The sequence below is a fragment of the Tenacibaculum aestuarii genome, assembly GCF_964510395.1.
GTDB classification, from domain to species: Bacteria; Bacteroidota; Bacteroidia; order Flavobacteriales; family Flavobacteriaceae; genus Polaribacter; species Polaribacter aestuarii.
The window spans coordinates 612,654-626,456 of sequence record NZ_CAZEFY010000003.1; the positions used below are offsets into that span (position 1 = coordinate 612,654).

Consider the following 13,803-nt stretch of genomic DNA (forward strand, 5'->3'; position numbering starts at 1 on the left):
TTCTACTTTCTATATAGTGTAAAATGTCCCATTATTTTTTTCTCTTGTCCTGATAACTCTTTAAAATAAATCGTATACCAATAATCACCTGAAGGTAATGGTTTGCCATCGTAATTACCATCCCATCCTTCAACAACCCCTTTAAAGTTTATTATCTGACGAGCATATCTATCATAAATAAATACTTTGATGTCATGATAGTCTTCTACCTCACGAGGATACCAATAATCATTTATTCCATCACCGTCAGGTGTAAATAAATTAGGTACAAAAATAGAAATATACTCTCCTCTTACTGTTAATGTAACCTCACAACCTCTTGCATCTCTAACTGTTATAGTATAGTCTTTTGTTTGTAAAATTGTGAACTCATTATCTGGTCCGAAATCTCCTCCATCTACACTATACTCATACGGTGGTAACCCATCTTCAGGATTGGCAATTAATGTATTCTTAACCGAATCATCAATAGTCATTGTTAATGGTTGAATGTCTTCAATACTAATAGGTGTACTCATAGAACTTTCATTACAACCTGTTGTTGTATGGGTAGCAGCTACATAATAACCTATTCCTGCTGGTGTATCGAAAAACTCTCCTTCATTATTTGTTGCTATTGGATTTCCATTACCATCATATAACGTATAAGACATCGAATTCTTATACTTATCGTCAACTATTGCTTTGATAACGCTTCCTACCTCACATGTATATGCGAAATCTACTGTTAATTGTAAATCTACCGGTTCTTGAGTTGTTAAAGTTATAGGTGTCGCTGGATTACATCCTGCTTCATCTCTTACTGTAATATAGTAAGACATACCTCCTTGAATGTTTTCAGCAGCTCCTAATACAATTGTGTTTGTTGTGTAAGCGTTTGGTAACTCAACATTGTTAATACTTACATAGTAAGGATTTGTACCTCCTTGAACATCTAACTCAATTGTTGGTGTTGGATCTGTACTACAAACTTGATCAGTTACTCCTACTAATGTTACTGTAAACTCTTCAGGTTGCTCAATTTCTATCTCAATAGCTTCAAGACATCCTAATTTATCTTTAACAGTAATTATATACGTACCAGCTGTTAAGTTTGTAAACACGTTATTAGTTACGAACTTATTCGTTGGATCAGTACTAATATTGTACTCATACCCTGTTAAGTTTCCTCCTGAAGCTACTACAGTAATAGTACCATCATTACCTCCAAAACATGTTACATCTGTATGATCTTCATCAATAACTAAAGGTGTTGGTTGTTCAATCGTATGAGGAGTGGTATCTGCAATACACACTTCACCAAATCTATTCGTACTTCTTACTCTAATCTTATATGTACCAATATCTAAACCTCCGAACATATTAGATGTTTGCCATGTTCCGTCAACAGGCGTATCGCTACCATCTAATAATTGGTATTCGTAGTTACCGAAACCTCCTGTAACACTAGCTGATAATACTCCATTAGCATCTCCAAAACATGTAACAAAACCTGACTCTATATTTAATGTTGGCATTAAATCTTCATAAGCGGCTACATTTACTACAACTTCATCTACACAGTTATGCTCATCACGTACATAGAATGTATGTGTACCTGCACCAACGCTGAAAATGTTTACAGGACTATAAGTAACTCCATTATCACTAAACTCATGAGCTCCTGTTCCACCAATAGCTGATACTTCAACTGTTGCTTGTGGATTATTACACGTAATATCTGAAGTAATATTTGCTGAAGCGACTACTTCTGAAGGATCAATAATATCTCTAGAAACAGTGAACTGACAGTTATACTTGTTATCTCTAACTGTTACTTGATATCCTGTACCTGCTGGCAAGTTTGTAAAGATGTTAGACGATTGCTCTACTTGTGTTCCGTTAGGATATGTTAAGATATAAGTATAGCTAATCGTAGTATCTTGTATCTGACCTCCAGTTACATTGGTTACTTCAATACTTGCTGTATATTCTCCTTCACAATCATTCTCTACTACATTTACATCAGCATTCATAGCTACTGGATCATTCAACGTGAAATCAAATGTAGCTAAACAACCATTAGCGTCTTGCACTGTTGCTGTATAACTACCTGCAGCTAATCCTGTAATTCTTCTATTTGTACTAAAGTTTTGAATTGGCGTTGCTGGTGTAGCATTATTTACCAATTCGTATTGGTAACCACTCCAACCACCTGCAGCAGTTAATAAGATTTCTCCTGAAGTTGACACATTACAGTTAATGTATGTTGGCGCTCCATTTAATGTTAAATCTGCTGTTGGTTGTACAATTTCAAAATTAGCTGTTGTTGGCTCACAATATGGTGAAGCTGACATCTCTACCACTACATAATACGTTCCAGGATTTAAATTTCCAATCGTTGTCGGTGTTCCTCCTGTTCCGTTTCCTGTTATTCCTGTTGAAGCTCCACCTGCTACAAATACTTCATACGTATAAGCACCTGTGTAAGGAGTTGCTGTACCAAAATCGATAGTTGCTGTTCCTGTACCACCAAAACATGCTCTTGTAGTTGTTGCTAATACATCAAATACTGGTGCTGGTGCTACTGTATGGTATACTTCTAACACACAACCTGTTGCTGGATTTAAAATAGCAATCGTGTAATTGTCTGCTGGTAAATCGGTAAATACAGCTACATCTCCAGGAGTTGCAACTATTACCGTTGGGTATGTTCCTGTATTCACTCCTGTAATCGTATACTGTGCTCCTGCAATATCAGGATTTACTTTTACTGTAATATCCTCTCCTGTTGCACAATCAATAGCTTTGGTTACATTAATTGTAGCATCGGTCATTGCTATAAACGGATTTATTATTACCGTTTCAGTATCCGAACATCCTGAGCTATCAAATACAGTTACCTCTACACTACCTCCTGCTACATTACTTACAGAGAAGTTAAAGCTTCCTCCATCTTGCGTAACATCATCAGAAGTATTTCCTGGTGTATTATTGTCGTACACAAATATTGCTCTTGTGTAATTACCTGTACCTCCAATAATAGCTGATTTATCTACCGTTATCGTTGCATTGTTAGTAATATTACCTGTTGTACAAGCAAACTGAGTTACATTAATTGCATTTGCAACATTAATCTCGTCATTTTGGTTGATTGTTACAGGAATATCTGTTGTACAATCGTTGGTACCTGTTGCTGTTACAATGTAACTATCCGCAGGTAAACCTGTAAATACAGTATTTGTTCCTGTTAACACAGCATTGAAAGTTCCTGCTGTATTATTAATTTCATACGATAATGGTAAAATTCCATTATTAGTTGCCGAAACCGTTACTTCTCCTGTAGAAGTTCCAAAACAGATATTATCTACTGTTGCCGTAGCTGTAAATACAGGCGTGATTTTTGGATCAATAGAAATGTCTTTTGAAACAGAACAATTAGGTGTTGCTGTTACATCGTTTACGTTTATTGTATACGTTTGCGTAGTTGCATTAATAACTGCATCATACGGTATTGTAATATTAAATGGATTTGCAGTTATCGCTACTCCTGACACAGCACCTGTAGGTCCTACAACATCATAGGTATATTTACCTATAGAGAAATTAACTAACTCTACACGTACAGTCGCTGCTTCTGTAGCCGTACAATCAAAGTTTTTAACTACTAACGGTGTAAAGTTTAGTTCTGGATCAATTGTTATATCTTCATCTGGTGCAGGACATCCGTTAGTATCTGCAACACTAATCGTATAAGTATCTGCTGGTAAATTACTAAACGTATATGACGCTGCATTTAACGTTTGTGTATTTGAATATCCTAAGGTACCAGAAATAGTATACTTATATGTATTTGTACCACCATTAGCATTTACCGTAATACTACCTCCTGTTGAAGGATCGCACACATTATCATTTTCTGCAATAGTAAATGTTACTGGTTGTGGGTTATTTACTGTTACAGGATCAGATATTGAACAACCACTACCATCTCTTACACGTACTCTATAATCTCCTGGAGGAACTCCTTCAAACCTATTATTACTACCAAATGTAAATCCTCCATAAGCAACATAAGGTGTTGAATATAGTTCTAATTGATATTCATAATTACCCCAACCACCTGTTGCATTTCCTATAATGGTAGCGTCTGAACCGTTATTACAGGTTACTGATACATCGTCTGCTGTAACTTGTATTTGTTGTTCAGGTTGGTAAATGGTAAAATTAGGACTTCTTACCACACAATTAGGTGAATTATCCATAGTTACAATTACGTAATATGTACGAGAAGTACCAAGTCCTCCATCTAAGTTAGCTATAGGAGATTCTAATGTTACATCAAATACCTCTCTATAAACTGAATCATCACTAGCGTCGTACACAACATAATCATATTGCCCAGTATATGGTGTTGAAGGACTAAAGTCCATAAGTACACTACCATCATCATTATTTCTACAGGTTTCATTTTGAACATCAGTAATTAATAAGTCAAATACTGGTGCTGGTGCTACTGTATAATACGTTTCTAGTATACAACCTGTTGTTGGGTGTGCAGCTGTTATTGTATAACTTCCTGTATCTAACCCTGTAAACGTTGCTGATAATGCTGGGTCTGCAATTGTTTGTGATTGACCAGTTTCTACTATTGTATATGTTACATTAGCAATATCAGGAGATACTTTTACTTCAATACTTTCAAGTGTAGTACAAGTAATTGCTGTACCTGCAACTTGAGTTGCACTTAAGCTTGTCATTGCTTCAAAAGCTGGTATGCTTGTTGAAACAGATCCTGAACATCCTTTATCATCATACACTGTAATGTTTACCGAACCTCCTGAAGTATTTGTGGTACTAAAACTTTCATTAGTAGTATCTACTGTTATTGGTCCTGTACCATCTGCTGGCGCATAAGTAAACACATAACGTATGTATTTTCCTGAACCTCCTGCTACGCTTGGTACCGTTACAGTAGCAACATCTGGTGTGTTACCAGAACTACATCCAAACGGATCTACCACTGGCTCAGCTGGTATAATTTCTAAATATTCTTCAACTATAATATTACTTACCGTAAACGTACATCCATTAGCAGCTGTTCCTGTTACCGAATAGGTATTTGGAGGTAAGCCAGAGAATGTATCTGTTCCGTTAAAACTATATTCTGGATTAGTTGGTAATGGTAATATTGAATAATTTATTGGTTCTGAACCGTTAATAACTGGTAATAACTTTATAGTTCCTGAATTATCTCCAAAACATAAGCTATTTCCTACTTGAGCCGTAAAATTAGGTCTTACAGGATCTTGAACTGTAATTTGTTTTGTTTGTGAACATCCTGAAGTTACATCAGTTACGGTAACATTATGTACTCCTGGAGCTAATGAACCTACATTCTCGATATTAGTACCTGCTGGAATGGTTCCTGCTGCACCTGTATCGAATGAATAATTATAATCACCACCTGTTCCTAAGGTTACATTTATTTGTACTTCTCCGTCGTTACCCGGAACACAAGTAGCATTACTTACTGGTGTTAAACTAAAATCAACATTAGGGTGTACAATAACTCCATTTAAAGTATCGGTACAACCATTCGTATCTCTAACAACTATGTTGTAGCTACCTGGTGTTAATCCGTTAAAGGTATGCGCGCTAGATGTAGGTGCTGAAAAACTTCCTCCATTTATAGAATATCTATAAGGTGCTAAACCAGCTGATGCTGAAACTGTTATTGATTTATTAACGTTACAACTTACCACATTATCTAAATTAATTGCTGGTGGTTGACTTACAGTTAACGTTTCTGTTAGGGTTAATGTACAACCTTTAGAATCTACTACTTCAATAGTTACATCAACAGATAGTGTTGGGTCAACTAAATCTCCGTATGCTACTTCAAAAGTAGTTCCTGTTATCGTTGTAGACGTTAACGTTGTATTTGATGCCGATATTAAATTATATGTATATCCTGGGAAACCTCCACCTATACTGTCAATACTTAATACTCCGTTGGCACTACAAGTAATATTATCTATTACATTTAAAGTACCTGTAAGGGGTTCTCCATCTTTAATTTCAACATCACCACTTCCCCATTTACATGTTGGGAATGAAGTAGGATCTTCTATAACTAAATAATAAGTTCCTGCTCCTAGACCTACTGTAGTTGTAATATCAAATGTTGCCCCTGCAGGTATTGTTCCACTCTCAATAGCTACAGATGAATTTACATTGTAAACATGCCAAGCAGAACCTACTGCTGCATTTCCGTATGAATTATCTACAGCAAATGTTATTACACCTGAACTGATACCACATCCTTGGGTAGTTACTGTTGGTACGATAGGTACATTATCTTCTGGTTGTGGAGGAGTAAACTCCCCTGTTTCCATTTCAATACAACCATTATTCATATCTCTTACATAGAATGTATAGGTTCTTCCTGGTATTAAGTCTGGAAATGTTTTTGTTATACCTCCAACTACATCAGGATCTTCCCAACCTGCAACGGTTGCAGGTACTTCATCTATAGCAAAACCATAATCACCTGATCCTCCTGTAGCACCTATTTCTATAGCCATACCATCTTGACAGTTTCCACTATCATAAGTAATACTAATAAACAGAGTATTTATATTATATGGTATTTCATAATCATCAAATACTTTTATACATATTTGTGTGGCTCCGCTTACTATACGTACAGCTGGAGATACTACAGTTCCTGGTTCTATACTTGTAAACTCATTTACTCCGTTATCAGCAACCCAGTTTCCATTTCCGTCTCTTACTTCTACTGAATAAGGAGCTGCTATTGAAGTTAATGATGCTGGTAAAATATATTTGAAACCAAATTCATCTTCATTACCTGCATAACCAACACAAGTCTCAGGTAATACATCATCAATAGTCGCATCTATCTCTGGTAACTCATTAATTGTAATTGATTCTGGAACACTAGGACAGTTGTTAGCGTCTACTAATGTTACTGTATAAGTATCAGAAGGTAATCCTGCAAAATTTACCGAAGTATTGCTTGTAGTTGCACTATCTACTACTCCTCCTGCATTAGAAATTTCTACAGTATATGGCGCTAAACCATTTGTTATATTTACTGTTACTACTGCATTTTCACCGAAACATCTTGGTGAGTTATCTGTAACTGCAATTTGCGGAGCTGGTGTAGTACCTACTATCACATCTTCAATAATATACTCGCAATATGGTGCTGCTCCGTTATTATCTCTTACATATACATCATAAGTTCCTGCTGCTCTAGTAACAGAGTTTGCTGTATCAAAAGTTCCTGCAGGAGAGCCGTTATCTACAACTGAGTACACGTATGTTCCTGCACCAGTTCCTCCAGTTGCATTTATTGAAATTTCTCCATCGTTACAACTTGCATCGGTAACATCTGGTGTAGCAAATAATTGAGGATTAATTGTTACAGGTACATCTGCAAAACAACCTTTACCATCTTGTATTCTTACAGTATGATCATCTGGTGATAATCCTGAAATGGTAAATGAAGTTGAACTTACTGAAGTAAAAGTTGTTCCTCCATCTAAACTATATGAATAATTTCCGTTACCGGTATTAATCGTTACATCAATTTGCCCGTTAGAACCATCATAACATTGTGCTACGGCATCAAAAGTTACTGTTTCAATAGCGGCTATAGTAATTGTTTCTGATACGCTACAACCGTTTACTGCATCTGTTGCAGTTACAGTATAGACACCTGGTTGTAGTAATACATTGTTATATTCTAAACCACTTGGTGCCCCTAATGAAATACCTGTTGGGTCAAACAATTCATAAGTATATGTTGCACCTCCTGTACCACCTGATAAGCTTAATCTAATACTAGCCCCCGTAGGTGCAGCACAAGTAAGTTCTTTGGTTAATTGTAATGTTAACACCAATGGATCAGGGTCTACCAATGTTACTGTTGCTAAAGGTACGTCACAATCTAACGTTGTTCCTTGTGGTTGTACTAAAACATCATACGTTCCTGCTGATAAACCTGAAATAGTAAATGGATTTGAAGCTACAGGATTATACGTAGTTCCTCCATTTATAGAGTATTCTAAATTCCCAGTAAAATTAGCTCCTTCAATAGTAATGGTTCCATCAGAGTTCCCAATACATCTAGGGTTTGTTTGTGCTGTAACCGCTGCTGTAAATTGATTATTAGGCTCTACGTTTACTGTTATTTCTGTAGAACAACTACTTCCGTATTCAACCGAAATAGTATGTGCACCTACTGCTACATTGTTAAATACATTGTTTCCTGTTTGAGGCGCACCTCCATCTAAAGTATAAATGTAACTTGGATCTAAAGGATCAATCGTAATATTTCCTGTTCCATCACAATTATAAGTTATTGAGCTTGCCAATGTTGGTTCTGCTGGTAAATCTGCAATCGTTACTTGATTTAAGTCTAAGAAACATCCGTTAGCATCTATTACTCTTGTATCATAAGTTCCAGGGTCTAAATTTGTTACCGTAGTGGTAGCTGCTTGTGTATATGTTCCTGAACCTGCTACTGCATAAAAATATGTGTATGGTTCTGTACCTCCACTTGGAGCTGTAAATGTAATTGTTCCTAAAATAGTTCCTGAAGGGCTACACATTAAATCAGTTGCTGCTACACTACCACCTGTTAATGCTGGTGGTACTGTAATTGTTTGTCTTGTAAATGAAGAACATCCATTAACATCAGTTACTGTAACGGTATAAGTATCATCTCCTAAACCAGTAAAAGAATACGTTAATCCATTTGAAGTTTGTGATGTAGAAGAGCCTAAATCTCCTTCTACTGTTACCGTATAATCTGCTACTCCGTTAGCTACAGTAACATTAATTTCACCTGTTTGTCCACTACAATTTGGTTGTACTGCTGTAACGGTTACTGTTGGGTCAGCAATTTGATTTACTGTAACTGTTTCACTGTATTCACAATAATCAGTTCCTCCATCTTTATCTCTTACATACACCGTATAAGTACCTGCTAGTACTGCTATCGGACTAGAGTTATAGGTAGTTTGTGCACCTAATGAGTCTTCTACTACAAAAACATAACTTCCGTTTCCACCATTTGGACTTATTTGTAATTGCCCAGGATTACATGTAGCGCTAACTGGTACTACTGTAGCAGTTACCTGCGGAAGAATCGTTGTTTGTTGCGTATCTGTACATCCTCTACTATCTAATACTGTGATATTATAAGTACCATCTGTTAAATTGGTAAACACATTAGATGTTTGCCAAGTTGTTCCTCCATCACTACTATATGAATAACCTCCATTTCCTGTAGCAACATTTACTGTTATAGTTCCATTTGTACCATCATAACACAATACTGGATCTAAAGTAAATGTTAATGCTGTTATTGGGTTAACACTGATAGGGAATGGATCAGACTCACAACCCTGTGAATCTGTTGCTACAACTGTATAATCACCTGCTGCTATATTTGTAAAAGTAGTTGTTGTAGTTCCTTGAGATCCACCTCCTACTAAAAATAATTCGTACGAATATGGTGCTCCGTTACCTCCATCACCAACTGGTGAAATTGTTGCTCCTGTAGCAGGATCACAAGTAATTTCTTTTGTTACCGTTGCTGTAACTGTTACTGGTGTTGGGTTTGCAATTGTAATTGTACCAATAGGTAACGTACAAGCTACTACCGAAGCATCATTAGGACGCACTTGAACATTGTAAGTTCCGTCTGGAACAGTTACTACTGTTGGGTTATTAGTTGTGGTAACCCAATTAGTACCTCCATCTGTTGAGTATTCATAAGAAACACCTCCATAATTAGAAGCATCTATAGTAATGGTTCCGTTTTCACTTTCATAACAAACATTTGGTGTACTACCTGTAATTGTTGCTGTGAATTCATTACCTGCTACTACATTCTCTGTAATTTCAACTGTACAGTTACTTCCATAAGCTACAGAAATTGTATGAGAACCTACTGCTACATTGTTAAATACTCCTGTTGTATTAGAATCTGCTCCTAAAGTATAGGTATAACTTCCTACTGGACTTGCTGTAACAGTAATATTTCCTGTTCCGTCACAGTTATAAGTTACTGAGCTACTTAATGTTGGTACTGTAGGTAAACCAACAATAATTACTTGATTTAAGTCTAAGGTACAACCATTAGCATCTACTACTCTTGTTTCGTAAGTTCCTCCTGAAAGACCAGTAACTGGGTTTGAACTAGCTTGCGTATAATTTGCAGCGCCTACTAACCTATATTCATATGTATAATCTAAAGTTCCTCCTGATACATCTGCAAATGTAATTGTTCCGTAGGTAGTACCTCCAGAAGTATTACACTCTAAATCAGTTCCTGTAGCTGTTCCTCCAGTTAATGCTAAAGGCTCATCAATTACTACATTCGGAATTTCATATAAACATTGGTATGAACTCTTTGTTGCTCTTATATAAATTGTATAAGTACCTGCTGCTAAACCGTCAAAATAACCATCATTAGGAAGATTCCATGTATTATTATCAAGACTATATTCTACAGAGTACCCTAAATTATCTCCATCAACACTAACATTGATAGTACCATCAGTTAAACCATTACATGAAACATTGGTTTCAGTATGTGTAAATTGTAATTCTGGTTCAACAACCACCTCTACAGGACCTGATATTACATAACATCCTTTATGATCAATTACAACAAACTCATAAATACCTTCACTTCCCATTGGCACACTGTAACTATAAGTATTTGTACCTGATGTTAAACGTTCAGTAGTTTGAATTTGTGAAATATCAGTATATAAATCTGTTCCGTCTTTTGACCATACTGCAAAAGTGTAAGAATTTCCAGGTATATCAATAGTTCCTCCTCCTGCTGTTAACTCAATAATTCCAGGTGAACTACCATTTATGCATGATATATCTTTTGTTTTAACTGCTGTTAAAGTTAATTCAGCTGGTTCTACTATAGTTGCTGTACCTGAAACTGTACAATTCGGAGTAGTGACTTGAACTATATAATCTCCTCCATCTGTTACTGTAAATTCATGAACATTACTGTTAGTTGTTACTGGTGAACCTATGGTACTACCCCCTTGAGTTAAAGTATAGGTATAAGGACCTGGTACATTACTTACTTGCGCTGTGATTTTTGTTGGCTCATTAGCACAACTCATTTCTTCCGCAGCTACTACTAAACTTATATCTACTGTTCCTACATAAATTAAATCGAATGAATAGGTACAAGATGCTCCAACTTCTGCCGGATTTAAACGTACTGTTAGATTATAATTTCCTGCCTGTGTTACTGTAAACACATTGCTATCTTGAAAATCAACAAAATATCCATCTGTTGAAGTACCTGGAATTCCACTTAAGCTGTATTGGTATGTTGATGGAATATTATTTACAGTAATAGTACCTGTGGTGTTACAAATAATATCATCAACCACAATTGTTGGAGCTAAAGTAGCTTTGTAAACATTAAAATAATAGCTTTTAGGACATTGCCCATCATAAACAACATCTAAACGGAATTCACCAACTTCTGAAAAATCTCTAGAAAACTCTCCATTTCCTATTTCATTCCAAGTACAATCTGTGTTTAAATTTGGACACCCTTGTGTTACTGTATCTGTACAAGAAGCTTCATCTAATTGAAACCATTTAACATAAGTTGCTGTAGAAGGGTCAAAAGGTAAATTTATTGTACGATTATCTCCTGTACATAAATAAATCTCTGCCAATTCTAACCCATTATCAGCACAAGTAAGTGTTTGATCTGCAAATGGTGTAATTGGATTTGGTTCTGTATCGTATGAAATTACATTTATTGTTTCTGTTTCTCCAATACAACCTACAGGAGCGACTCTTGTTACTTGGTATGTTCCTGGTGCTGTTACAACAAGAGTTTGATCTCTACCTATAATTTGACTAGGGTTTGCTGTATTAACCCACGAATAAGAATCAAAACCGCTACCTGCTACTAATGTTGTAGAATTTCCACAAATTACTTGGTCTCTTTCAAAAATACACCCATTAGCATCTATTAAAAAATTAGAAGCTCCTACTACACCAAAACCACAATCATCTATATCAGCAAAACTTTCTTCTCCATTTACCACTATACCAGAAACTACTCCTTTATAGTTTGCTGTTGCTTGGTTTTCAATTTTATTAGAACATACATCTCGTAACTGAGTACAATCTGGAGCTACCTGAACTCTGAATCTTATATGATAATCTGCTGGTAAATCTTTTTTAACTAATTCATCTGGAATCGTAAATCGTAACACCCCTCTAAAATCATTAGCTGCTGTTGGCTCCTCATATGTGTAAGCAACACCAGGAGGCATAATAATATCACTCTCTTGTAAATAAACATTCCTAGGTAATTTGTCAACAATTACTACTTTTGTACCATCATCAGTAGGTGAAGGTATTCCTGTTCCCGTAGCGTCATCCGTTCCTGTATTTTGAAAACTAACATCATACCATAAGTAATCTCCTAAAGTTACATCTGCCCCTCCTAGGTTATTTGATCCTTGATCTATACCGTCATCAATTGTTTTAACTAAACGGATACTAGGCTCAATTACTTCTACCGATAATCCTAATAAGAAAGGCCAATAAGTATCTCCTTCAGAAGAAAAGCGTAATACTCCATTTGTTTGATTGTTTCCTATTAAAGAATTCCCTATGTTATTCAACTCAAAAAAATCAACATCTAAACCTAAAGTATTTTCACTATCCGGATTTCTACCTCCTAAATAATTATCATTTATTGTTATGGTGCTATTAAAAAAATTATCAGAATCATTAATAGAAGGAGTACTTAAAGCTTGAAAACTCCCCGAAGTATCTTGTATCTGAAAACTATCTCCATCAATATTAACATCTCCCTCTAAAGCACCAACTAAAAAGTTAGCACCTACAGAGCCTGTGGGTATGGTTGTAAAACCAGAAAAAGGCACGTCATACGTTCCTGCATCACCATTACTTTGCTCTTTTATTGTTGCAAAACCATCAAAAACAAAAAATTTCTTTCTTGACTCTGTCTCATTTTCATAAATAACAACTAACACCCAACCAGCTGAAGAACCTAGTCTAGACCCCCAGTGAACATCTTTTCCTCTAGTTGCCTTAATATTAGCTCCATAGTATACCCCATTTGGATCAGATAATCCTTGTAATAAACCTGTTACATCTTTATAGCATACATAAGGTTTTTCAATAGTAATTCCATCATCGTATATCAACTCTCTTGCTGTAGCATCAAATTTATCTGCAACAATATCTACATAATTACTTGTCCCAGGTAACTTAAATTTCATCTCATTAAAGTCATCATCTCTTGTATTAGCTCCTGGTTTTTCATCCCAAAACTGATAAGGGTATATGGCAGCCCAATATAATCCGGCATAAGTTACTTTTGAACAATTAGGAAGATTTAAAGTAGCTGATGACGAAGAAAACGTATCATCAATACCATCGTTATTTTCATCAACGAACGCATCGATATCGATGTAATCCATGTATTTATTTCCATTATCATCATTATTTCCTTTACCGTCAAAGGCATTTTCTGCTGCTGAACTTCCATTACCTTGTCCATCCCTATTCAATGTGTTATTGGCTATAAAAGTGATATTACCTTTTAAAGAGCTCTCAGTTCTTAGCTTAAAAGGTTGATCAGCTTTTTTTTCTCCTTTTTGTAAACGACCTTCACTTCTTCTTACTTCTTGAGAAGATAAAGTGGTTATTTGCAGGAGAATTATTAGTAGGGTAATTATTCTTTTCATAATATCATTT

Annotated in this window: 1 protein-coding gene; it reads right to left on the reverse strand. The window is 35.7% G+C overall.

The genetic code is table 11. The features are described 5' to 3' along the window. Window positions 1-2: 2 nt before the first annotated feature. Window positions 3-13,793: a T9SS type B sorting domain-containing protein gene (locus tag ACKTSU_RS08990; protein ID WP_408036047.1), complete on the reverse strand. Its 13,791-nt coding sequence runs from the start codon at window positions 13,791-13,793 to the stop codon at window positions 3-5. Window positions 13,794-13,803: the final 10 nt, after the last annotated feature.

Bases quoted from the DNA above. Each gene is read 5' to 3' on its own strand.
- ACKTSU_RS08990 (WP_408036047.1), bottom strand. From the start codon at position 13,793: ATGAAAAGAATAATTACCCTACTAATAATTCTCCTGCAAATAACCACT.